Source organism: Haloarchaeobius caseinilyticus, assembly GCF_051207395.1.
In the GTDB taxonomy this organism is placed as follows: Archaea; Halobacteriota; Halobacteria; order Halobacteriales; family Natrialbaceae; genus Haloarchaeobius.
Map to the genome: position 1 here is coordinate 177804 of NZ_JBPJZC010000005.1, position 22585 is coordinate 200388.

At 63.8% G+C, this 22585-nt stretch carries 17 protein-coding genes; 10 read left to right on the forward strand and 7 right to left on the reverse strand.

What is annotated here, in order from left to right:
• Positions 1–70: 70 nt before the first annotated feature.
• Both ACSC1P_RS20715 and ACSC1P_RS20720 read right to left on the reverse strand, forming a co-directional pair.
• On the reverse strand, positions 71–6604 hold the full coding sequence (locus ACSC1P_RS20715; protein ID WP_435362116.1) for a hypothetical protein: 6534 nt from the start codon (positions 6602–6604) through the stop codon (positions 71–73).
• A gap of 147 nt (positions 6605–6751) precedes the next feature.
• Positions 6752–8197, reverse strand: coding sequence for an MATE family efflux transporter (locus ACSC1P_RS20720; protein ID WP_435362117.1), 1446 nt, complete (start codon positions 8195–8197; stop codon positions 6752–6754).
• A gap of 172 nt (positions 8198–8369) precedes the next feature.
• Between ACSC1P_RS20720 and ACSC1P_RS20725 the strand changes: the two genes are divergently transcribed.
• From ACSC1P_RS20725 to ACSC1P_RS20735, 3 genes are all read left to right on the forward strand, one after another.
• The gene (locus ACSC1P_RS20725) at positions 8370–8729 is read left to right on the forward strand and encodes a DUF7964 domain-containing protein (RefSeq protein ID WP_435362118.1); all 360 of its coding nucleotides are present in this window, start codon (positions 8370–8372) and stop codon (positions 8727–8729) included.
• 88 nt (positions 8730–8817) lie between these two features.
• Entirely contained in the window at positions 8818–9555 is a 738-nt protein-coding gene (locus tag ACSC1P_RS20730; protein ID WP_435362119.1) for a sugar phosphate isomerase/epimerase family protein, read from the forward strand.
• Between the two features lie 73 nt (positions 9556–9628).
• Positions 9629–9823, forward strand: coding sequence for a hypothetical protein (locus ACSC1P_RS20735; RefSeq protein ID WP_435362120.1), 195 nt, complete (start codon positions 9629–9631; stop codon positions 9821–9823).
• A gap of 225 nt (positions 9824–10048) precedes the next feature.
• Here ACSC1P_RS20735 and ACSC1P_RS20740 read toward each other — a convergent pair whose 3' ends face one another.
• Positions 10049–10885, reverse strand: coding sequence for a helix-hairpin-helix domain-containing protein (locus ACSC1P_RS20740; RefSeq protein ID WP_435362121.1), 837 nt, complete (start codon positions 10883–10885; stop codon positions 10049–10051).
• A 408-nt stretch (positions 10886–11293) separates the two neighbouring features.
• Here ACSC1P_RS20740 and ACSC1P_RS20745 point away from each other — a divergent pair, with 408 nt between their 5' ends.
• Positions 11294–11956: an SdpI family protein gene (locus tag ACSC1P_RS20745; RefSeq protein ID WP_435362122.1), complete on the forward strand. Its 663-nt coding sequence runs from the start codon at positions 11294–11296 to the stop codon at positions 11954–11956.
• An 82-nt stretch (positions 11957–12038) separates the two neighbouring features.
• Positions 12039–12314 (forward strand): hypothetical protein, encoded by a 276-nt coding sequence (locus ACSC1P_RS20750; protein WP_435362123.1) that lies wholly within the window; start codon positions 12039–12041, stop codon positions 12312–12314.
• A gap of 45 nt (positions 12315–12359) precedes the next feature.
• Here ACSC1P_RS20750 and ACSC1P_RS20755 read toward each other — a convergent pair whose 3' ends face one another.
• The gene (locus ACSC1P_RS20755; RefSeq protein WP_435362124.1) at positions 12360–12971 is read right to left on the reverse strand and encodes a translation initiation factor IF-2 subunit beta; all 612 of its coding nucleotides are present in this window, start codon (positions 12969–12971) and stop codon (positions 12360–12362) included.
• Positions 12972–13033: 62 nt separating this feature from the next.
• Positions 13034–13495: a hypothetical protein gene (locus ACSC1P_RS20760; protein WP_435362125.1), complete on the reverse strand. Its 462-nt coding sequence runs from the start codon at positions 13493–13495 to the stop codon at positions 13034–13036.
• A gap of 94 nt (positions 13496–13589) precedes the next feature.
• Here ACSC1P_RS20760 and ACSC1P_RS20765 point away from each other — a divergent pair, with 94 nt between their 5' ends.
• Positions 13590–14360 carry an SIR2 family NAD-dependent protein deacylase gene (locus tag ACSC1P_RS20765; protein WP_435362126.1) on the forward strand — a complete coding sequence of 257 codons (771 nt, stop codon included), beginning with the start codon at positions 13590–13592 and terminating at the stop codon, positions 14358–14360.
• Positions 14361–14385: 25 nt separating this feature from the next.
• Here ACSC1P_RS20765 and ACSC1P_RS20770 read toward each other — a convergent pair whose 3' ends face one another.
• The gene (locus ACSC1P_RS20770; protein WP_435362127.1) at positions 14386–14796 is read right to left on the reverse strand and encodes a DUF5518 domain-containing protein; all 411 of its coding nucleotides are present in this window, start codon (positions 14794–14796) and stop codon (positions 14386–14388) included.
• Between the two features lie 189 nt (positions 14797–14985).
• On the opposite strand from ACSC1P_RS20770, the gene ACSC1P_RS20775 reads away from it, so the two are divergent.
• The 3 genes from ACSC1P_RS20775 (at position 14986) to ACSC1P_RS20785 (ending at position 17944) form a co-directional block, all read left to right on the forward strand.
• A complete protein-coding gene (locus tag ACSC1P_RS20775; RefSeq protein ID WP_435362128.1) occupies positions 14986–15822 on the forward strand; it encodes a GNAT family N-acetyltransferase in 837 nt (278 codons plus the stop codon).
• A gap of 74 nt (positions 15823–15896) precedes the next feature.
• A complete protein-coding gene (locus ACSC1P_RS20780) occupies positions 15897–17174 on the forward strand; it encodes a hypothetical protein (RefSeq protein WP_435362129.1) in 1278 nt (425 codons plus the stop codon).
• A gap of 221 nt (positions 17175–17395) precedes the next feature.
• Positions 17396–17944: a hypothetical protein gene (locus ACSC1P_RS20785; protein WP_435362130.1), complete on the forward strand. Its 549-nt coding sequence runs from the start codon at positions 17396–17398 to the stop codon at positions 17942–17944.
• Between the two features lie 9 nt (positions 17945–17953).
• Here the strand turns inward: ACSC1P_RS20785 and ACSC1P_RS20790 are convergent, their stop codons facing one another.
• Complete coding sequence (locus ACSC1P_RS20790; RefSeq protein ID WP_435362131.1) at positions 17954–20728, reverse strand: DUF4350 domain-containing protein; 2775 nt, start codon at positions 20726–20728, stop codon at positions 17954–17956.
• Between the two features lie 225 nt (positions 20729–20953).
• On the opposite strand from ACSC1P_RS20790, the gene ACSC1P_RS20795 reads away from it, so the two are divergent.
• On the forward strand, positions 20954–22567 hold the full coding sequence (locus ACSC1P_RS20795; RefSeq protein WP_435362132.1) for a hypothetical protein: 1614 nt from the start codon (positions 20954–20956) through the stop codon (positions 22565–22567).
• The last annotated feature ends 18 nt before the right edge of the window (positions 22568–22585 follow it).

Below are 22585 nucleotides of genomic sequence, written 5' to 3' on the forward strand. Positions count from 1 at the left end.
TATATATCGCAGCTCGATGTGGTATGAATCTATGGACTCCCCGGTGAAACCCCGACTGAGACCGCTCGGGCTACGGACTCACGACGCAGCGACTCCGTGAATCTCTGAGCAGGCCGTCCGTTAGCGATTCGTCTGGGGTGCTGTCAGAGACCGACAACGTTCGCTGGTCCGACCCGGCCCGGCGGTGCATCTTGAGTAGCAGGTCTTTCCAGTGGGTGGAATCGCCCGTTGCCCCAAGCAGCGTAGACTCGCTCTCGTCTGTCACCTTCTTCAGCAGGGAGGTTCCATCGACGAGTTCGTCCACGCCAGCGGTGTACGCGCTGTCCAGTTTCGAGTCGATATACATCGTCCCGTCGGCAGGGATGTCCCCCTCTAGCTGGTGAGCACGGTAGCGAATCACCTTTTTCTGGAGGTCTTCCCAGTCGAGAGTTCTCTTGTTCTTCGCCTCGTAGTAGTCACCGTTTTTCAGCACGATATCGAGTTCGGTGTCCTTGTCGTTGAGACCCGTCTTTTCCGACGGGTTCATCGCCTCCTCGATAATCTGCTCTTTCTGTTCGTCATTCGTTGCATCCGGGAATGCAACGTCGTCCTTGAGCGACTCGATGGTCGCCGAGTCCAGGTCGTCGTATCGAAGCGTCTGCTCGTTCCATTCGAGTTGGTCGATATCACCGATGTCGAATGCATCACTGTGTGCCGCAATGTCGAGTTCGTATTCGGTCCCTTTGATGACGTTGAACGCCGAGTTCGAACGCTCTGCTCCGTCGATTTTGTTCAGTCCTTCGGCTAACCCGTCGACACCCTCGAGTGTCTCGACGCTGTCGGTGAATCGTGAGATGTCCGTTGCGTCGAACCCTTCCGATTGCAGGCTGTATGCGAGTCGTGCGCGGACGCCGTCCATGTCTACGCCGTCGACTTCAAGCTGGAGGAACCGTCTGACCTCGTTGCGGCCGAGGGTATCGAGTAGGTGTTGTCCGGCGTTCGAACCCGCAGTGCGGTCCAGTAGCTCCAGTGCCGCCTCGTCGGTGTCGTCGTCGAACGCGCGGAAGTCGTCGACGAGGTCTTCGACGCGGCTGGTCTGTAGCTCGTCTGCTTCGGTGACGAGCTCTTGGAACCCACCGGCGTTGGCGTCGATGTCGATATCACCCTCTGCGAGACTCTCCGTCAGCAGGTCTCGTTTTGACTGCTTCAACTCGCCGAACTCGCGGCCAAACGTCTCGAAGTCGTAGTCCCCGTCGAGGAGCCGTCTGATCTGGTTCTCGTCGAGTGCCTCGAGCAGTTCGAGTCCGTGACTTTCGGACGTGGAAACGAAGTCGACCACGTCTTGCTCACCAGCGAGCGTCCGCATCTTCTCGTCGCTGAGGTCGCCAACTGTGAGACACTCCGGGAGAACCGTCTGCAAGTCCACGTCGCCCTGCGAGCTGACACCAGTCGCGCTGAAGCGGGCCGGACTGCATCCACTGGAGAACAGCCCTCTGACATCTCTCTCCCCCATCTCCGCGAGGAACTCGACGCCGTCCTCGTCGGTGACGTCGAGGAACCGCCTGACGCCTTCGATGTCGTCTGCATCGTCGAGCGCGTCGAACGCTCTGGCTTTCGTTTCGACCGGGAGGTCGCTCTCCATGACTGAGGTGAACGACACCGCGTCGATGCGGCCCGCAGCAGCCACCGCATCGGGCCCTTCGGTTTCGACGATGTCTCGGAATGCCGCTTTCCCGCTCGAACCCAGCGAATCGTACCGTTTGACCGTCCGACCGATGTCGCCGAAGTCAGCGTCGCCCTTGGCGTACGCTTCGGTGAGTTGGCGCTGCAGTGCGGCCTTGTCACGAAGATCGAGCAGGTACTGTCGCGGTTCTGGCTGCAATTTCGAGAGCAGGTCCTTCCCCGTCTCGCCGGTCCGTCGGAGGTAGGTGAGTCCCTTCGCGTACCGGTCGGAGTCGGGTTTGCTGGTCAGCCAGTCGAACACCTCTCTGCCTTTCGCATCGTCAGTGAGACGGAGGATACGCCGCTGTTCGGGGAGCGGTGTCCGCCTGAGCGTATCCGCAGTCTGTCCGACGACACTCTTCGCCCGGTCACCGAGTTCGACGTCGTCGATGCGTTTGCCAACGCGGAAGTTCACGTCCGGCAGTCGGTTCGCGATACGACCACCGGTCCACATCGCACTCCCGATGGCGGCACCCTTTATCGACGCTTTCACCGTTCCAGCAGACCTGACGAGCGTCGCCACGTATGGGAGGCGAACGGCGGCCTGTGCCGCTTTCGCCTCGGCGTACACCGGGACGAGGAACGACCCAGCGTATCCGACGCTGTAGCCGATGGCGAACGCTTCCTGATACTTGCCACCGTCCTCGAACGGGTTCAGCTGTTGTCGCCGGTCTCCGTAGTACTGGACGATGGCGGTCAGTGCCTGATGGCGCTTCTCGGACTGCAGTGCGATGTCCTTGAGGTGGCCGAGCGACTGCGCCGTCTGTCTGGCAGCGTCGTCGTACTTCTTCGGATGCGTGGCGACGTAGGCGGTGCGAGTGAGGTCAGTGGCGAAGACGTTGACGCTCTGGGAGGCTCCGGAGACCTCACCGAAGAACGCCACGCTGCTCGTCTGGACCCACGTGCCGACCCCACCGAACGGGAACGAGGTCTGCGCGATTCCCTCGGCAATCTTGCCGAAGTTGTTCGGGCCGTAGAACTTGCGCTCGACGCGGGTCTCGTGCATGTCACGTGCGACGACCTTCACCGTCGAGGGCGTGACGTAGCCAGAGAGGGCCGTCCCAATCTGGTCGACTGCGTCGCGGTCGATGGTGAACTCTATCTGGTCTTCGAAGACGTGCTCGCGACCGTAGTAGTCCTGACTCGCACGCTTTCCACCTTTGTATACGTCGACGGTGCCGACGCCGCTCTGGTCGTGGAGCGTGATGGTGACGCGGTACTGCTCGCGGTCACCGTCCGTGTCGACCCAGCCGGACGTCCGCGGCGGTCGGAAGTCGTGCAGACGAGCGTACCACTGATTACTGTACTCTTCAGCGTCGGAAATCGTGTCGCCGTCGGTGTCGGCGTCCGACGGCGCTAGACCGAGTGATTTCTCGGTCCCGTCGGAGAGGCCGTCGCCGTCGGTGTCGGTCAGCAGTGGCGACGAGCCGACGGAGATGGAGTGGAGAAGACCTTCGGCACCAGGGTCGTCGTTCCGGACCGCTTCGAGGTAGTCCTTCGCGACACCTGGGTCGTTCGCGATGGTGGTCTCCCATCCGGCAAGTTCGACGGCGTCGGAGATACCGTCACCGTCCGTGTCGTACTTGGCAGGGTTCGAGGTCGTCTTGGCGACGTAGCGGATGTCCTCGCCCTCGCCCTGTGGGGCGAACGTGACCTCTTCGCTGTCGTTCAGGCCATCACCGTCGGTGTCGGCCACGTACGGGGACGTAGTGAACGTATCCCCCGGACCGTTCGACATCGTCCACGTCTGTAGTTCGTGTGCGTCGGAGAGGCCGTCACCGTCCGTGTCACGACGAGCCTGTTCGGGCACGATTTGGACCCGCGCGTTGACGCCCGAGACGTTCACCGTGAAGTCAACGTCGCCACGAAGGCCGGAGACGTTCACTGTCTCCTGGACGGTGCCGACCGTCCCGATGGTCAACTGCTTCGTGACGGTCGTACCATCCTCGTCAGTCGCAGTGAGCGTCGCGACCGGGTCCACGTCGGTCTGCTCGGTCTGGTAGGCGACTGTGAGCCCCTGCGTCTCCGCTGCCACCGTGTGCGTGAACGTCGCGGTTCCGCGGTCGCTCGTATCGTCGTCGCCACCGGTACTCGTCTCGGGTGCATCCGGCACGTGGAGCGTCACCGGCTGGTTCATGTCGAGCGAGATGTTTCGTGGGTCGGTCGCGCGCCCGGTGGCGACCTGCCACTGGTCTATGGTCCCCGGTTCGAGCGGGTAGCGCGCGGCCGCGTCGTTGAAGTACGGCGTGATGGTGACGGACGTGTTCGTCAAGCCGCCGCGGAACGCGCCGCCGTCGGTGTTGTCGCGGTTCCACGACCAGTCGGGCGACGTGCCGTAGTAGCCGAAGTCACCGCTGTCGTCGCGTACGACCCAGTAACCCTCACCGGGCAGGTTGTCGAAGTCCATCGAGACTGCGGCACCGGACCCGTCCCGCGGCTTGTCGTGGATGAACACGAGGCTCAGCCCCTCCGGGCCAGCCCAGAAGAACATCCGACTCACGTCGCTCTTGGCGACCGGCAGCGGCGAGTTGATTTCAGAATCGCCGTAGTTGTAGAACTGTTCGATGGTCTGCCCGTTGCTGAGTGGAACGACCTCGAACGTTTCGCCAGCCTGCTCGATGGTAATCTTGCGAGCGCTCGGTTCACCACCGAGGACGAGCGTCGTCTCGTTCGTGACGTTGCACGCGTTCGTACACTGGAAGTTCGGGAGGTCGGCGAACCCGAGCGGACTGGCGTTCCCACCGCCCGGGCCGAGGTCGACGTAGCCGGTCCACTCGTCCGTGTCGAGTACGGTGAAGAACGAGAACGACGACACCGTGGCGAGGGCGGTCCCGTTCTCGATGGTCGTGTTCACCCGGTGCCAGCGGTCTTCGGCGGAGCCGTTCCATTTGTACACTGAGAGGTTCTCGTAGTCTGACTCGGGAACCGACTCGTCGATGTCGATGCGGACCGTCGCGTTCTCGAAGTCAGTCCGGTTCTGGATGCGGAACGTCGGCCCCGCGGTCGCGTTCGTCCCGGTGAAGAACGACGGCTTCGGGGTGATGTCCGCCTCGAGCGCGCCTTGTCCGCGCAGGTCGACGGCGACGCCCATCGTCTCGTCAGTGACGGTTCGCTCGAAGGTCTCGTCTCCGTCGAGAATCCCGTCGTCGTCGGTGTCCGGGTCGGTCGGGTCCGTTCCGAGCATCGGTTCTTCGGTGTCGGTCAGGCCGTCGTCGTCGGAGTCGACCAGAACCGGATTCGTTCCGTTCTCGACTTCGGGACCATCGTGGATGCCATCACTGTCGGTGTCCGCGACCCGTAATGACGAGTGTGCGGCCTCCTCGGCACTGTTGTTCAAGCCGTCGTCGTCTGGGTCCTCCGCACCGTCGAGGACGCCGTCGCCGTCCGTGTCTGCGACGAGCGGGTCGAGGCCTTCGGTTCGCTGTTCGAACCAGTCGGAGAGGCCGTCGTCGTCCGTGTCTGCATCGAACGGGTCCGTTCCAAACGTGTATTCGCGGAAGGCACCGAGCGAGTCGCCGTCGGCGTCCTCCATCCCATCGATAACGCCGTTTCCAGCCTCTTCAGCGTTTGTCACTGACGAATCGCTGTCATTGTCCTCCGGATTGGTGTGCGTGACGTTCGTTTCGTAGAAGTCGGGGAGGCCGTCCTCGTCCCGGTCGTTGTCGAGGTACGCCGGGACGGTGTCGTCGTCCACGTCGACCGTTCCTTCCACAGCGTCCCCGAGTCCGTCGCCGTCAGCGTCGGTGTCGAGCCAGTTGGGCTGGTCGTCGTAGTCGTAATCTGGGAAGAGTTGCCGGCCGTCTTCGACTTCCGTCCGCGTCGGTATCGTGTCACCGTCGTCGTCGACGTCTCGGAAGTTTTCGATGCCATCGCCGTCCGTATCGCTCGTTCCTTCGACGTAGTCGGGGAGTCGGTCCGCGTCGCTGTCTCCGTCGAGCGCGTCGATGGTCAGGTCATCGTCGGTGTCTATCGGGAACCCACCGGCGGTCTCGACACCGTCGTCGATGCCGTCACCGTCAGTGTCTGCGCGGGAGGCGTTCGTCCCCAGTTCCGCCTCGCGGTCGTCCAGCACACCGTCGCCGTCGGTGTCGGTACCGCTCGAACCGACGCCGAGTCGATCGAGTCGGTCTAACACCTGCGTCGCCTGTCGGTAGCCGACCCGGTACTGCGTGATGGCGCTGGCTCGCTGTCCCAGTGTTTTCCGGAGTTTCGTGTCCGCGTCAACGCTGCCGAGGGTCTGCTCGGCCCGGTCGTAGGCTCGGCGAGCGTTCTCGATGTTGGCTTCGAGACTCCGCTGCTGCCCCTTCGACAGGTTGTCCTCGTGCCGGGCGAGGGTTCGCTCGGCGGCGTCGAGTCGCCAGTGAGCGGTTACACTCGTGGCAGCAACCGTCGTCTGTGAGGCGGTACGAATGGTCGCTTTCTGCGAGTCGTTCAGGGCTCGGTTCCCGTTACTGCTTGCGACGAGAGCGCGTAGCGCGCGTGTGGCCTGTGCCGCCGCGTTGAGCGATCCTACGTCGGCGGTTGCCGGGGACTCGAATCCGTCGATTGCGTCGCTGTACTGGGACTTGGCCCGCCCGAGGTGCGACTGCTGTCCCCGGTGAGTGAACTCCAGAGTGTCGACGGTCGCTCGGGCACTGACGAAGAGTGAGTGCGGTGCACGTTGCGGAACGACGCTTTCGTCGATAGCGGTCGAAAGCAGCGGCGTCGCACCGTCGTCGACTGCCTGGCTGTCAGGATTCAGTTCGGAACTGTCTCTCGGAGGCTGTGCCGCGAGCGGTGTCGCGACCAGTGAGAGAACTAGTAATGTGATTGCAAAGAGGGCGAATAGCCGATTTGACCCTTGTCTGTCCGGGTCTCGTATCGGGAGGGCCCGGCGAATCTGACTCCAAGCACCATTGAACATGCCCATTGCTTATCATAATCGTACTTAATTATTCTGAATTCGTGAATTTCTCTATTCTAAAACATTCTCTTTCACTGCTGTCTACGCGGATAGGACTGCCACAACCGAGTCACCGAACGGTAAACGAAGCAGCCCAGTCGTGTCTGTTCAATCGTCGGCAACAGGCGAATCCGGCCGATACTCCCGACTGATGGCTTTCCACTTCCCGGTGGCGAAGCGCTGGTAGTTGATGGCCGCGGGGACGATCGTCTCAGCCGCAAAGGAGAGGTACAGCCCCCACAGTCCCAGCGACGAAGTCGCACCGAGGTAGGCGATGGGGAGCGAGAAGATGAACATCCCGATGACCTGACTGTAGAACGGCCAACTCGTGTCGCCGCTGGCGTCGAGCGGGCCGGCAGCGGCCGCCTTGACACCTTGTGCGATGACGGCGACGCAGGCTGCGTACACCAGTGCGACTGCGATGGGGACCGCGGGGTCGCTCGGATTGTCGACGAACGAGCGGACGATGGGTTCTGCGAATATCGCGACGAGAATGGCCGAGACGGCGTAGGTCGCCACCGAGAACAGGATGATGTCCTTTGCATAGGCCTCGGCCGCGGCTTCGTCGCCCGCGCCGAGTTCCTGCCCGACGAGGCTGCTCGCGGCGAGTGCGAAGCCCCACCCGGGTGTGTTCATCAGGCCCCAGATGCGCCGGCTGATGACGTAGGCGGCGAGGACGGTCGGGCCGAACAGGCCGACGATGAACAGCATGGGGAACTTCGCGACGGTCCAGACGAGGTTCCGGCCGACGACGGGGAGGCCGATGTCCACTATCTGGCGGAGGTCGCCGGGGTCCACGTCGGCCAGATTCGGACTGACCTGCACAGGCAGGCTACCGACGAGGGGAAGTCTCCCCGCAACGAGCGCCACGACGAACGTACACGTCACGAGCGCGTTCGAGACGACGGTCCCGAGCGCCGCGCCGTCGACGCCCATCCCGAGGCCGAAGATGAACACGCCGTTGAGGACGATGTTTGTGATTGCCCCGCCGGAGCGAAGCAGCATCGGCGTCCAGGCGTCGTCGACGCCGATGTAGATGCGACTCCCGATGAGGTTGAGCGCGGCGAACGGGACGCCGAACGAGAGGACACGCAGGTAGCGCGCGCCGAGGTCGACCGTCTCCGCGTCGCCGGTCAGAATCGAGAGCAACTCGACCGGGAACAGGAAGAACGCGAGCATCACCGGCAGGGTGATGGCGACCACGAGGGCTGCGCTCGACAGGATTGCCCGGCCGAGTTGGTCGTTCGCGTTCGCACCGAATCGCTGCGAGACGAGCGCGATGGTCCCGGCCGCGAAGCCGCCGCCGAGCGAGAACGCGATGCCCCAGTACGGCGAGGCGAGGCCGACGCCCGCGATACCGACTGACCCAACGGCGATACCGACCATCGCCACGTCGACGGCGTTCTTCGACATTCGGGCGATACCCGTGACGATGCGGGGCCACGAGAGGTCCGTCGTCCGGCGGACGTGTTCACGCGAGACGAGCCCCGCCCGGGCGAGTGCGACCCCGATTCCGAGGATGAGCAGTCGAATCGGATTCGGGACTCTGTTCACAGTGATGCTATTTCGAACCGAAACAAGTGTGTTCCGCCTCGGGCAACCGGTGGTGAGGGTTCACGTGACATGGACGCCGAGTCACGGGCGCTGTGCCATTGGTGCTGGGGTACTGGCGTCGCGTCCGACCGGGAACACCGAACTTTTCCCGCCGCTTCGCCCATGCTCTCGCATGGGTACCATCGAGTCGCTCCCGGCCCGACCGCTGACCGGTGGCGAAGTGCAGGCGCTCGCCGAACAGGACGCCGACCTCACCGTCGTCCCGGGGAACTACGTCCCCGAAATCGACCGCGTGTACGCGGTGTTCTTCATCTCGGGCGACCGCGGCTACGCCGTTGGCTTCGACCCGGAATCGGAGGAGTGGACGGTCGTCGAGCGCGTCGGCGACGAGACCGAGAACGGGTTCACCGTGCTCCAGAAGGCCATCGCCGAGTGGGGCCAGGACACCTACGAGGACGAGTTCTTGCAGGGCGGTGCGACCGTCGACTTCGACGACCCCGAGGCCGTCGTCGAGGACATCGAAGAACTCTGAGGCGCAACTCCGTCTACGGTCGCGCATCGGCACTGGCCAGTGTCGCCGCTCGGGCAAACCCTTTCGCCCGTCCGCGAGACCGACCGGTATGGTCGCAACTGCCGTCCAACTGTACACACTGCGAGCGGTCGAGAAGCCGCTCCCCGACATTCTCGAACACGTCGCCGCCGCCGGCTACGACGGCGTCGAGTTCGCCTACCGGGTCCGCGACGCGGAAACTGACACTGACGCCGTCCTCGAAACACTCGACGCGACTGGTCTCGACGCAGTCGCCGCCCACGTCTCTGCTGAGGAGTTAGACCATGACCTCGACGACCTCGTCACCTTCGCCGACCGCTTCGATTGCGACACGTTCGTTCTCCCCTATCTCGACGACGCACACTTCGCCTCGCCCGAGGCGGTCGAATCCACCGCCAGCGAACTCGAAACGCTCGCCGACAGGCTCGAGACACACGGGATTCGGCTCTGTTACCACAACCACGACCACGAATTCGTCGACTGTGAGGGAACTCCGGCTTTCGAGCGACTCCTCGCTGCGACCGACGACCGCGTCTCGTTCGAGGTCGACCTCGGCTGGGTCGCCGCGGCCGGACACGACCCGGTGACACTCCTCGACCGCTACGGCGAGCGGATTCCGCTCGTTCACGCCTTCGACGTCGACGAGTCAGGTGATGCAGTCGACTTCGGCGACGGCATCGTCGACGTGCCTGCCTGCATGGACGCCGCCCGAGACGCTGGCGTCGAATGGGCCATCTACGAGAACGACGACCCGGCCGACCCACTCGTGTCGATCGAACGTGGAGCAGCGGCGCTCCGAAACAGCTGAAATCGGCCACAAGATTCATGGTTTAGTATGCAAGCCAGCGTGTTAAGTACTATCACACGGTATCCTGTGACGGATGTCGACCAACGAATCAACGAAGTCTGACGACCTTGCACGACTGTTCGTCGAACTCACGGGTGAGACCACACTCACCGAACAACAGCTTCCCGACGACCACGGCGTCATCGACGGTGAAGGCGGGCAGGAACTCACCGAAGACCTGCGGAACGACGGCTTGAACGACGCACTCGCGGAGCCGGACGTCGGGTAAACTACCCCACCCTACTCCCTCGGCGCTACGTGCCTCGGTCCTTGAGGCCGGAGGCTCCACCTCGAAAATGCTGAAACGACCGGCAGTACGTTCCACATTTTTTGCAGCGTCGTTGCAGCGTCGCCCTTCTCCGTAGCGGTAGCGTCGCCGGTAGCATCGCTGGTGTCGCTCGACCCACGAAACGCCGCCTGCTCCACCGAAAAACTGTGTCGAGAGACGAGTCGCTCAGGCTGCCACCGTCTCTGCTTCGAGGCGTTCTTTCGCCCGGTCGATCCACTCACTCGCGCGGTTCTTCGACGTACTCGCCGCGTCGGCGACATCTTCCGGGCTCTGTTCTGCGAGGTCGCCCACGGTCTCGATACCCGCGTCGTTGAGTCGTTTCTTGTACGTCGAGCCGAGACCCTTGATGCCTTCGAGGTTCTCGTCGGCCGCGGCAGATTCGGCTTCTGCAGCGTCAGACTCCTCGGCAGCTTCGGTACCGGTCGCCGCCGCGACCTGGTCGAGTTTCGACTCGATGGCCGCGAACCGTTCGTCCATCTCGGTCCGAAGTTCGTCGACGGTCGACGCGGTCGGTCCCGCCGCTTCTCCGTTCTCAGCCATCGCTACTTCCGCTACTTCTGCTCCTTCTGCCTCTTCCGCTGTGGAGAGCTGCCGGAGTTGCTGGCTGCGCTGGCGGACCTGCTGGAGCTGTCGGTCGATGGTCCGACGCCGCTCGTGTATCCGCTCTCGTCGTTCGACGTCCTCCTCTTCCACTGTCGCGCCTTCGTCGATGAGGTCTGCGACCTGCTGGTCGAGGCTCTCGCGGAGGCTGTCCATCTCACCGACGAACTGTTCGAGCCGGGACTCCAGTTCGCCGGGTGAGTCTATCTCAGGTGCCGGGAGCCCGAGCTTCTCGTGTTCGAGTTCGACCACGTCGTCCGGGAGCAAGTAGACCAGTTTCCCGTCCGGGATGAACGCGATGACCTCCTTTCGCTCTTCGTCACCCATCAGGATGACGCCAGATTCGATCGCTTTGTACCCCTCACAGTCGATGACGAGGTCGTTTTCGCAGATTGCTTTCATGGCTTGTATGGTAGTGTGGTGTAGTCGTATCGCCATTCACCCGACCTGCCGGTTCGGGCCTCCTCGGCCGTCGTATCCGCGTGTTGTAGTGTTCGTGTGCGGCGAGGCGGTCCGTCCACGGGAGTCGACGACTGCCGAGCCGTCGCGCGGTGAGTAGAGACCGCGTCGGATACACGTACTAGACGCTCTCGATGCATAAGCTACTCCACGGATATCTGGCACGTGTTGGAAAGTTGTGCCGACTAACCGAAAGACTGCACGGGTGTTCTACGAAACTATTTTGGTTCCAGATGCAGACATTTCCTAGAAATATCGCGCTATCGAGGGAACACAGGCCAGGCCTCGATTCACTCGACTCGCGTCTGCAGGCCGCATATCTTCATCACCTCGGCGAACGTATCAACAGATATGAACACCAGACAGCGCTTCGCCATCGCGGCCGGATTCGTCCTGCTCTCTGGACTCGTGAGCCTGTTCGCGGCTCCGGACCTCCCCGAGCAAATCGTCTCGCACTGGAACGCCGCCGGTGAGCCGGACGGCACCATGTCGAAGACCGCAGGACTACTCCTGATTCCGGCGCTCTCTGGCGTGTTGGTCCTCCTGTTCGCGCTCATCCCGCGCATCGACCCGCTCGGTGAGAACATCCAGTCGTTCCGCGCGCACTACGACTGGTTCGTCGTCGTCTTCGCGGCGTACATGTTCCTCGTCCACGCGGGCATCGTCGCGTTCAACCTCGGCTACGAGTTCGACTTCACGGCGCTCATCGTCGCCGGTGTCGCGGGGATGTTCTACTACGTCGGTATCCTACTCGAAGAAGCCGAGCGCAACTGGTTCGTCGGCATCCGCACGCCGTGGACCCTGAGCAACGACGAGGTCTGGCGCAAGACCCACGACCTCGGTGCAAAGCTGTTCAAAGCCTCCGCCGTGCTGGGCATCGTCGGCCTCGCCTTCGGCGAGTACGCGATATTCTTCGTCGTCGTCCCGGCGCTCGTGACCGCGGCCGTGACGATGGTCTACTCGTACGTGCTCTACCAGCGGCTGGACGGGGACGTGGCGAGTGCGGGTGCGTAGCGTTTCCGTCTAGTGTACGATCTTTCTCGATGTAATCGTTCAGTGAACAGGTTCATGCTGGCGACCCGAGAACCGACGGCAGATGCGACAGTCTACACTCGGCTTTCTCGCGGTTGGTCTCGGCGTCGCCGTCTTGCTGGTCGGCTTCGCCGGTTACGGCTGTACACAGGCCGGTTGTCCCGGCGACGGTGGCGTCGAGTGGGATTCATTCAGCTACAGTTCGGGACACATCCACTGGACCGACGCCTGCAACTCTTGTGGCACGGACGCGGCTCCAGTATTCGCGGGGCTGTCGCTGGTCGCAAGTGGGGCCGTCGTCGTCGGCACGAACCTCGTCGGCGAACTCGACACCAGCTAGCGCTCAGGGAAGCGAAAACAGTGAGAAAGATGCAAGGGAGAGCGCTTACGCGAGCTTCGCGAACGCCAGGTTGCCGGAGATGTTCTCGATGAAGATGGTCACGGTCTGACCCTTCGACGCGCCGGGGACGAAGATGGTGTAGTTGCCGCGCTCGGCGACACCGTCGCCCTTGCGGCCCGTGCCGGTAATCTGGACCTGATAGGTCCGGCCTTCTTCGAGCGTCTTCTGGGTCTGGGTCTGGCCCTTGCGGGAGTTCTTCGAGACGGGCTGGAAGGCACCACACGCCTCACAGCGCAGCATGTCGACGCCGTCCTCGCGGACGAGGCGGGTGTCGGGCAGGCCACACTCGCCACAGGTGACGTACTCCGCGATGTACGCGTCGACGGCCTCCTCGAAGTCGGCGATGGTGAACGACCCGTTGTAGCGGGCCTGGGTCCCGTCGAACTGGCCGTTGGTACCCAGTTCGCGCTGGATGCTCCGGTGGAGGTGGTCGGCGTCACGGCCGAGGGCGTCGGCGATGGCGTTGAGGTTCGTCAGGCGTGTGAACGCCCCGTCAGTCTCACCTTCTGCGTCCGGAACTTTGAGGCGGTCACCGGCCTCTCGCGGTCGGTCCGGCAGTTCCGAGAACGCGCGGTCGAGAAGTGTATCGTATTCCATACCCTTGCTGGGCCACCGAGGGCTATAGATGTTGGGAAACGACGCCTGCAGGTGCTTGGACGCTACGTGGGCCGCTGTTCCGTCGTCTCCGTGGTGTCGTCGTCGCTATCAGTCTGTCTCGCGGTGACGACGTCGGGAAGCGGTTCGAGGCTGAGACGGAGTTCGTACGTGTTGGTACCGAGTGAGTCGGGACAGTCGCCAGAACGGACCTGTTCGACGCCGACGGCGACGCTCAGTGTCTCCGACGGGTCGTCGTAGGAGAGGTCGGTGGGTCGCGCTTCGTGGCAGGGGTTCCCGGCGGACATCGTGCCAGTGACGACGACCTGTGACTGGTCAGGGCGAAACTCGACTATCGGTGGTCCGCGGTCGCCAGCACCCTTGTCTGTGATGTCGAATTCCACCGCGGTGACCTGTTCGGGGACTCGAACGTCGGTGGTGACACCACCATCGTCACCGCGCGAGAGACAACCACCAGTACCGACGAGTCCAAGGAGGGCAGCACTGGCGAACGTTCGGCGGCGCATACCGAAACGTGGCACACAGCAGACATAGTCGTTCTCCCGACTCGCTTCTGCCGCCGACTGAACGCTTTTGGCTCGCACTCCCCTGCCTGCTCGTATGGACGACGAGACGTTGGTCGCCGACGCCATCGACGCCGCGGAGACGACAGTCGCGCTGACCGGTGCTGGCCTCTCCACCGCGTCGGGCATCCCCGACTTCCGCAGTGACGACGGTATCTGGCAGGAGTTCGACCAGGATGCGCTGACCATCGGGAAGTTCCGGGCCTTCCCGGGCGAGTTCTGGGCGGACTGGCTGACCATTCACAACCACCTGTTCGACGAGGCCGTGCAGCCGAACCCGGCTCACGAGGCACTCGCCGACCTCGAAACCGCGGGCCACCTCAACGCGCTGTTGACGCAGAACGTCGACGGCCTGCACGCCCGCGCTGGCTCTGAAGAACTGGTCCACCTGCACGGAACTGGGACGAGCGCGACTTGCCAGCAGTGTAGCGACGTGATTCCGGTCGAGGGCGCCCGCGAGCAGGTCGAATCGGGAGACACCAACGCGGACGACAGCCCTGAGCCGCCAACCTGTGACTGCGGCGGCACCTACAAACCGGACACCGTCCTCTTCGGCGAACAGTTGCCGATGGGCGCCCTTCCTACTGCCCGCCAACGCGCCGAGGATGCAGACGTGTTCATCGCGGCGGGATCGTCGCTGACCGTGGAGCCGGTCGCGTCGCTACCCAGAACGGCGCTTCGAAACGGAGCGACGCTCGTCGTGGTGAATCTGGACGAGACACAGTACGCGAGCGAGGCCGATATCGTGCTTCGCGAACCGGTCGAAGCGGCGCTCCCGACGGTCGTCGACGAACTCGAATCACGGTGACCGTCCCCGTCCGAAAATACGCTGTTCAGGCCGCCGGTCGGCCGGTCTCTTTCGTCTCGCCGTGCTTCACCAGGCCACCGAGTGCGCCGCCGACGATGGCCGGTAGTGAGGCGAACGCGATGATCAGGAAGCTGGCGAGACCGATACCGACGGTCGCGAGCGCGCCACCGAACGAGAGCGTGATTACGGAGAGCGCGAGGCCGAGTACCAGGAGTAGCGCGAGCACGACGAGTGCCCCGATGGACCCCGCGAGCAAGCCGTTCCACGCCCCGTCTTTCATCCCGCTGTTCGCGTAGTAGCCTGCTGCGGCACCGCCGATGACGGCACCCAGCCCCGTCGCGAGGACGGAGAGTTGTTCGACGTACGCGCCGATGAGCGAGAGCGCTGCGATGACGACGAAGCCGATGGCGACGGCACGCCAGTTAGTGTTTACCATGATATCGCTACGGCGTCTGAGGATTTATCCACTACAACCCCTTTTTGAAAATTCTTCCCGTGCAGACCATCGAACTGACGACATCGACCGGGCCCATCGTCGGGACTGGTCCTGCCTCGGCGTCGGCGACCGACGTCGATGCGGAGAATTGGACCAAGAATTATGACAGTATCGCGAGTCGTAGTACGCATGAGCCGGATTCAGCAACTCGGACACGAGCGGCGACGACAGATATACGACTACGTCGAGCGCCGCGGGGCCGTCGAGTCGATAACCGTCCGACAGAACGTACTGATACGGCCACAGAGCAGTTCGAAGCCGGCCCGGTCGGGACCGGACCTCGACCCCTCGGTCCCGATGCCATTCGACGAGTTTGACCAACACGTGTCGACACTCAAAGAGGACGGCTATCTCGAAGAGCACGAGGGCAAGCTTCGGGTCGCGCTCCCGATGGCGACCGACCCGACGACGGTCGAACTCGACACAGATACAGACAGCGACGAAGCCGAGGGCGAGGGCGACGCCACCGAGGGGGTCGTCCGCCCCGCCAGACAGGAGGACATCGGTGGTATCGTCGGTGTCGTCGAGACGGTCGCCGCAGACGAGGGCTACGTCGTGGCGCGCCGACTCGCGAGAACGGTCGACCGCGACGACGTGCTCGTGCGTCACAACGAACGTGAGAACCGCGTGTTCTTCGTGGCGACCGTCGACGACGAGGCCGTCGGCTGGCTCCACGTCGAGGCGGTACACGCCCCGATGATGGACCACACGGCCGAGTTGACGGTCGGCATCTTGGAAGCGTACCGCGACAATGGCCTCGGGTCGACCCTCATGGACCGCGGCCTCGACTGGGCACGCGAACAGGGCTACCAGAAGGTGTACCAGAACCTCCCGGCGACGAACGAACGAGCCATCGAGTTCCTCGAAGACGAGGGGTGGGCGGTCGAATCGACGCGAAAAGGGCACTACTGCGTCGACGGGGAACTGGTCGACGAAGTCCAACTCGCCATCTGGCTGGACGAGTAGCCAGAACTAGAGTCGTATCGCCAGTCGGGGGAAGCAATTATTACCGATTGTGAGAAGGTCTGTTCAGGATATCTATGAACACCGACAGACGTTCCCTCCTGAAAACTGGTGTGGTCGGGCTGGCGGCAGCGGTTCCGACCAGCCTCGCCGGCTGTCTGAACGGTGAGTCGTTCGAGAACGCCCTCGGCAGTGGGTCGTCGAGCAGTGCTGTCTCGGTTCCGGAGACTGGTGCGCCGACGTATCGCGACTGGCTCCCGGCCCCGGGCGAACTGCCGGCGACAGGTGACGGGGCCATCCCTTCCCACTACGACTTCAGCCACCTCTCGTTCGAACGACTGCGCGCACGCGAGTCACAACTCCCCGGTTCTGGTGACGGACTAGGCGTCGGCGTTCGCGGGCTGTTCGCTCGCGCAGCCCGGTTCTTCCTCGGCCTCTCGTTCCGAGATATAGACACCGTGACGAAGGTGGGGATGCAGAACACGATTCTGACCGGCTCTCTCGACTACGAGGCGGTCCGGGTACGGCTCACGTCGAGCGGGTTCGAGGCGGCTGGCTCCCACGGTGGGTTCCAGCTCTACACGCACCAGATGGGCGTCGCTGCGCTCAGCGAAGGAGTGATACTGACGAGCACGGAGCCGACGACGGCAACCGCCCGGGAGAGCCTCGAAACCATCATCGACGCCAAACGCGGCGACGTCCCGCGGTACCACGAGGGCAGCGAGGACTGTCGTGCCCTGACCGACGCGCTCGGCTCGCCGACGCTCTCGTGGGTCTGGACGAGCGACCCGGTCACCGACACCGGAGGAATGTCGAGCGAATACGTGGGGTCCATCGGCCACGCGACCGGCCTCTACCACGGGTCGGACGCCGCGTATCAGTCCCACGTCGTCGGCTTCCGGGCCGACGACGACGACGAGAATCGAGCGGCCGCCGCAGCGACCATCCGCGACGACCAGTCCAGACAGGGCCAGTACGAGGATAACACAGTCACGACAGACGGGCGGTTCGTCCGGCTCGACGGCCGTGTCGCGTACGACGACTACGCCGAGTTCGCTGGCACCGCGACGGCAGAACTGCAACCAGTCACCACGTGGTGGTTCGACTTCGACGGAGTCGGGAGCGGGGGCGTCACGGTTCACCACGAAGCTGGCGAGACGATTCGAGCCGACCAGCTAACCGTCCTCGTCGACGGGACGCCCGCGAACGAGCAGTTCGTGGATAGCGCCGAGACGGTCGAACCGGGCGACACACTCGAACTATCCGGCGAGGTGGACGGACGCGTCAGAATCGTCTGGGAGAGTTCGGACAGGGCGAGCAGCGGCGTGCTGGCGGCGTACGACCCGACCGAGTGACGTGGCCCCGCGCCCCTACAGCCTGTAGTGGGGCCGACGTTCTACGGCTTGTTCTGTGTTTAGTACGAGTGCGACAGCACCGTCGCGCCCGTGTCGTCGAAGACGACGTACTCGGGTGACGGTTCCATTCGCTACGGGTGTTTTACTGGTCGGTTAGGTGAGAGATTGAAGCAACAGAAATGAGTCTCGATATCTGAATGCTTCGACAGGTACGCTCTGCAGTGGTCGAGAATCGACCACTCACGGTCGGCGTTGTCGGTGGATTCGTTTCGTCTCTGGTCGGACTGTTGGGATACGTGGTGGTCCCGGCCCTCACGGGAGAAGAACCGTCGCTGTTGACCTCGGCGACGAACGCCGGCTTTTACATCTTCAACCACCAGCCGTGGTTCCACGCAGTCGTGTTGGTACTCCCGCCGTTCGTCGTCGCTCTACTCGGGACGGTTCTCCTCGCCCGGTGGGAAGAAGCGGACAGGTCAGCGACGGTGGCGTTTTTGTCGGGATTCCTCTGGACCCAGCTGGGAATGATCGTCGTCGCGTACCTTGGCACGGCAGTCGTCTTCGGCGTCGCAATCGGTGCGTCGGATTCGGCGAGTCGACTGCATAACGCCGCCGGTGTGGTCGTCTTCACCGGGTTTGCACTGGTCTTTGGATTTCTCGCCATCCTGTTCGCGCTCCCGGTCGTGTTCGTCGGTGCAGGAATTGGATGGGCGGGAGGGACGTTGGTTGCGCGGGCAGTGCTTAGGCTTGGAAGCGCAGCCGAGTCGGAGTGACTGGTTCGCTCAGTACGAGTGACTCAGCACCGTCGCGCCCGTGTCGTCGAAGACGTAGACCGTGTCGCCGGAGTTGTTCCAGACCGCGGAACTCGCGTTCCAGTAGAGGTCGGAACTCGTGTCCGTTCCACTACCGGTGTGGAGCGTGACCGAGGCCCCGGCGTCGAGCGTGAACCCGCTCGGGAAGTCGTAGTGCTTGCCGACCGAATCCTCGACGGCGTAGCCGGTCATGTCGAGCGCGGCGCTGCCGGTGTTCTCGAAGACGACGTACTCGTCGTTGAGGTTGCTCGACTCGCTGCCGGCGGCGTCCTCGTGGACGTTCGCGACCGTGAGGTTCGCGCTGCCGCTGCCGCCGTCGTCGGTCTCGTCGAAGCCGCTGCCCTCGTAGGTGCGGTTGACGACTTCGGTCCCGGTCGAGTCCGAGACGATGACGGTGTCGCCGGAGTTGTTCCACACCGAGGAGCCACGGCCCCAGTAGAGGTCGGTTTCGGAATCGGTGCCGCTGCCGGTCCGAATCGTGACCATGTCGCCCGCACCGAGCGTGAAGCTCGGGACGGTGTAGCTGTGTGCCGCCGCGTCTTCGACCGTGTAGTCGGTCAGGTCGACCGGGCCGGTGCCGACGTTTTCGAGGACGATGTACTCGTCGTTGAGGTTCGACGAATCCGAGCCTTCGGCGTCGGCGTGGACCTTGACGAGTTCGAGGCTGCCAGTCCCGTAGGGGTCGAACAGCGAGAACGACGTGTCGAAGCGGGTCGTCGTGGGGACGGCCGCGTCCGAGTTGACGTTGTTCGTCGAATCCTCGACCTGGTCGTCCGACAATCTGAGGTCGCTGCCGAGGTCGCTGGCGAGCGAGTTGAGGTTCGTCCGGGCGGCGTTCGTCGCGGTGCCGGCCCCGACGAGGACGACCGAACCGCCGTCGGCCACGAACTGCGAGACGGCGTCGACTTCGCTCTGGGTGAACGAATCCGCGGGCGACGTGACGATGAGCGAGCGCGCCCCGGAGAGGTTCGCGGTCGTGAACTCGTTGATTTGGTCGAAGTCGATGCCGACGCCTTCGAGGTAGCGCTGGTAGTACGCCGCGTCCTCGGCTGCGAGAGCGTAGTCGGCGGTGAACTGGCCATGACCACCGTCGATGAGCACCTTGCCCGTACTATCCGTCAGCGAGTCGAGCAGGTTCGTGAGGAAGACGAAGTTCTCGTAGGTCGAGGTGTCGACCGCGTAGTCCTCGGCCTGCTCGTAGCCCTCGTCGACGAGCGGCGAGCCGACCATCGCGACGCCCGCGCCTTCGTCCACGCCGACGAGCGGGATGTCCGAGTACGAGACGCTCGGGCTGCCAGTCTGGGTCGCAGCGGACTCTGCGATGACCGGTACGCGCGAGGCGTCGATGGCTCCGGCGCTGGTCTTCACACTCGCCGCGCTCGGGAAGAACAGGTCGTCGACGGCGCGGTTACGGATTTCGCTACTGTTCGCGGGGTCGCTCTGACCCCAGAGGCCAGTCCCGTTCTGCTGGGCCGTGGTCTCGGCGTCGTAGAACTGGTGGTAGTTGCTGAACGCGGAGGCGTAGACGCGGGCGTAGCCGTTCTGCACGGTTCGCAGGTTGTAGAAGTCGTCGCGGGTCCCGTCGCCGGTCGCGTCGTAGTGGATGTAGCCGAGCAGGCGGTCGTAGGTGTCGAAGATGCCGTCTTCGGCGTCGTCGAACGAGAGGTCGATGGTCTTCCCCGACAGCTCGTTCTGGCCCCACGTCGTCGCGTTCGAACCCCAGTCGGCGAGGTACGAGAGCGACTCGATTCCTTCCCACTCTTGGGTGCGCTCGAACTGTTGGTACTGCTCCTTCTCGGGTGTGTCCATCCCGAGGATGCGGACGTTCTCCTCACGTCCGGAGTCGAATCGTACCGTCGCAGTGTCGCCGTCGTTCACGCCGACCACGTCGACCGTGTGGGTCGTGTTCGGGTCTATCTCCATGCCCGGCCGGTCGTCGAAGAAGTCGAACGACGTGTCGAACCGGGTCGTCGTCGGCTTGTAGTACGCGCCGCCGTTGTTCGTGTTGTCCGTGACCTGGTCGTCGTTGAACCGGAACGGAAGCGAGAGGCTCGACGCGATGTCGTTCAGGTTCGCCGTCTCGTCGAAGTTCGAGTAGTCGGCGCGGTCGAAGATGAACAGGTGCCCGCCGTTCGCCACGAAGTTCGCGAGGTCCTGCTTCTCGCTGCTCGTGAACGCGGTGGCGGGGCCAGTGAGCCACACCGCGTCAGCAGTGGAGAGGTCAGCAGAGAGGTCCGAGGTATCCGTGACCGTGTAGTTCTGCTGCGTCTCGGCGTAGTTCTCCATGTTCGAGAAGTCCGTCAGCGTGTGGTAGGCGTCGTGGCCCTCGTCGTAGAGGATAGTGCCCGACCCTCCCAGATACGCGTCGAAGACGTTGAGCACGAACTCCTCGTTGTCGCTCTCGAAGTTCGCCTGGTCCGAGACGAGCGTCGCGCCGAAGCCGACGACCGTCCCCGCGTTGCTGTCGTCGACCGCGACGAGCGGGATGTCCGTCCCCGAGGGGTAGAACGTCGTATCGCCGTTCCCGTCGCTGTCTTCGTTGTCTGCCGTCGTCTCCGCCTTCACGGCGATACGGGAGTCGTCCGTCAGCGTTCCGCCCGAGGAATCGAGCAGGCTCGCCGAGGAGTCGAATTCGAGCGAGGAGATGCTACCCGGCGCAGCGAGTGCCCCTGTGGTTGCCGAGTGCCCGAGTGCTGTGCCCGCAGCCGCGACCGTCAGTGACGATAGGAAGTCACGTCGTCGCATACCAACGCCGCATCAGTGGGAACGCAAAAAACTGCCGTCATTTTCGTCTGATGGTGATACCCATCGGAAATAGAAGACGACGGAAAGCAGGAGAGTACTGACCTGTCTCCAGACGTGAACGACGCGCGCCACGCGACCGGTTGGGACGCCAACCGGTCAGTCCGCTTGCGCTGCTCGCCGGCTGACATCAGCGACTTTTTAGCCACGATTGCGCGAGTGACGAGCGTGGTTTCGGACGCTGCGCCGGAGGCCGGGACAGCCGACCAGCCGTCGTCAGATTCGGTGAGCGACACGCCAAGCGCAGCCGACGGTCACACCGGTAGCGGCGGCACCGCCCCGGTACCCGAAACCGTCGAAGCACGCCTCGACGACGCACTGGAGCGGGTCGCCCACGGCGCGACAGTGTCCATTCCGAGCATCCTCGCCGAGCGTGGACTGGCGCTCGCTTTCACGGCTATCCTCACGAACGGCTTCTCGGCGAACTCGTACGGCCTGTTCGCGCTGGCTCGTCGCCTCCAGCGGTTCCCTCTCCACGTCGCCCTCGGCTTCCAGAGCGGGTTGAGTCGGTTCCTGCCGACTGTCGATTCGACCGAGGAACGCGACGCTCTCGTCACGTTCGCACTTGCACTCCTCCTCTCGGCTGCGGCGCTCTTCGGTGCGGTCCTGTTCTTCGCTGCGCCGACCCTGACCGAGTTGACGGGAAAGAGCACCGAGTTCCGCCGACTGCTCCGTATCTTCGCGCTCGGGATGCCGGCGGCCGCGTTCCTGTTCGCCGTCGCCGCCGTGTTCCGTGGGCTGGAAGAAGTCGTCCCACTCAACCTGACGATTCGGGTCGGCTTCCCGCTCGCACAGGTCGGGGTGGCAGTCGCTGGTGTCCTCGTCTTCGACGACCTCGCGCTGGTCGCTGCGGGCGTTCTGGCCTCGATGGGGGTGACGGGACTCGTCGCGGCTGGCTGGCTCGTCCGTGAGCGAGGACTCCGCCCACGACTGCGGAGCCCTGGCGAGGGGACCGTCTGGCGGCGTTACCTCGCCTACACGCTGCCACTGTTCGTCGGCGGCATCGCCACGACCATCCAGCGACTCGGCTTTTACCCACTCATCGCCGTGTTCCTCTCGAACGTCGCCGGCGGCGTGTTCGCTATCGGCGTCCTCCTCGGGTCGTTCGTCCGCCTGCCCCTGATGGGCATCAACCAGTTCATCCCGCCGGTCGCGGCGGCGCTCAACGAGGACGACCACCGCGAGTCGCTGGCGCGTCTGTACCACGTCACGAGCCGGCTCGTCCTCGTCGGCGTCACGGGAATTTCGGTCCCGGTCGTCGTCTACCGCGAGACCGTCATGGGGCTTTTCGGGCCGACGTACGTCCAGTACGCGCCGTTGCTCCCGTGGTTCGTCCTCGCCCAGTACGGCGCGTGTGCGGCCGGCAGCGTCGGCATCCTGCTCGCGATGACCGACAACCAGCGGGCACTGCTCGCGATCAACACCGCCATCACCGCGTTCCTCGTCGTCACGGCGATTCCACTCACGAGTCAGTTCGGTCTCGATGGACTGGTCACCAGCTACGTCCTGATGCTCACCATCAACAACGGGCTGGAGGTCGCGGTCCTCTACCGCCTCGAAGGGCTGCAGCCGTTCACTCGTCTGCACCTGCGACCGCTCGTCGCCGCCGTCCCGTTCGTGCTGGTGACAGCGGCCGTCGGCGGATTGCTGTCGGGGGCGGCCGCCGCAGTTGTCGGGACACTCGTCGGTCTCGCCGTCTACGCTTTCTCGCTCCGTAGACTCGGGTTCACGCCTGTCGAGCGACGACTCGCGGCGACGTTGGGCGAGCGCTATCGCCGCTGAGGCGAAATGTTAAGTATT

Coding starts and splice junctions, on each gene's coding strand:
- ACSC1P_RS20735 (WP_435362120.1), top strand. CDS start 9,629: ATGTCGACCAACGAATCAACGAAGTCTGACGACCTTGCACGACTGTTC.
- ACSC1P_RS20750 (WP_435362123.1), top strand. CDS start 12,039: ATGCGACAGTCTACACTCGGCTTTCTCGCGGTTGGTCTCGGCGTCGCC.
- ACSC1P_RS20780 (WP_435362129.1), top strand. CDS start 15,897: ATGAACACCGACAGACGTTCCCTCCTGAAAACTGGTGTGGTCGGGCTG.
- ACSC1P_RS20725 (WP_435362118.1), top strand. CDS start 8,370: ATGGGTACCATCGAGTCGCTCCCGGCCCGACCGCTGACCGGTGGCGAA.
- ACSC1P_RS20745 (WP_435362122.1), top strand. CDS start 11,294: ATGAACACCAGACAGCGCTTCGCCATCGCGGCCGGATTCGTCCTGCTC.
- ACSC1P_RS20765 (WP_435362126.1), top strand. CDS start 13,590: ATGGACGACGAGACGTTGGTCGCCGACGCCATCGACGCCGCGGAGACG.
- ACSC1P_RS20790 (WP_435362131.1), bottom strand. CDS start 20,728: ATGCGACGACGTGACTTCCTATCGTCACTGACGGTCGCGGCTGCGGGC.
- ACSC1P_RS20775 (WP_435362128.1), top strand. CDS start 14,986: ATGAGCCGGATTCAGCAACTCGGACACGAGCGGCGACGACAGATATAC.
- ACSC1P_RS20755 (WP_435362124.1), bottom strand. CDS start 12,971: ATGGAATACGATACACTTCTCGACCGCGCGTTCTCGGAACTGCCGGAC.
- ACSC1P_RS20730 (WP_435362119.1), top strand. CDS start 8,818: ATGGTCGCAACTGCCGTCCAACTGTACACACTGCGAGCGGTCGAGAAG.
- ACSC1P_RS20760 (WP_435362125.1), bottom strand. CDS start 13,495: ATGCGCCGCCGAACGTTCGCCAGTGCTGCCCTCCTTGGACTCGTCGGT.
- ACSC1P_RS20715 (WP_435362116.1), bottom strand. CDS start 6,604: ATGTTCAATGGTGCTTGGAGTCAGATTCGCCGGGCCCTCCCGATACGA.
- ACSC1P_RS20740 (WP_435362121.1), bottom strand. CDS start 10,885: ATGAAAGCAATCTGCGAAAACGACCTCGTCATCGACTGTGAGGGGTAC.
- ACSC1P_RS20770 (WP_435362127.1), bottom strand. CDS start 14,796: ATGGTAAACACTAACTGGCGTGCCGTCGCCATCGGCTTCGTCGTCATC.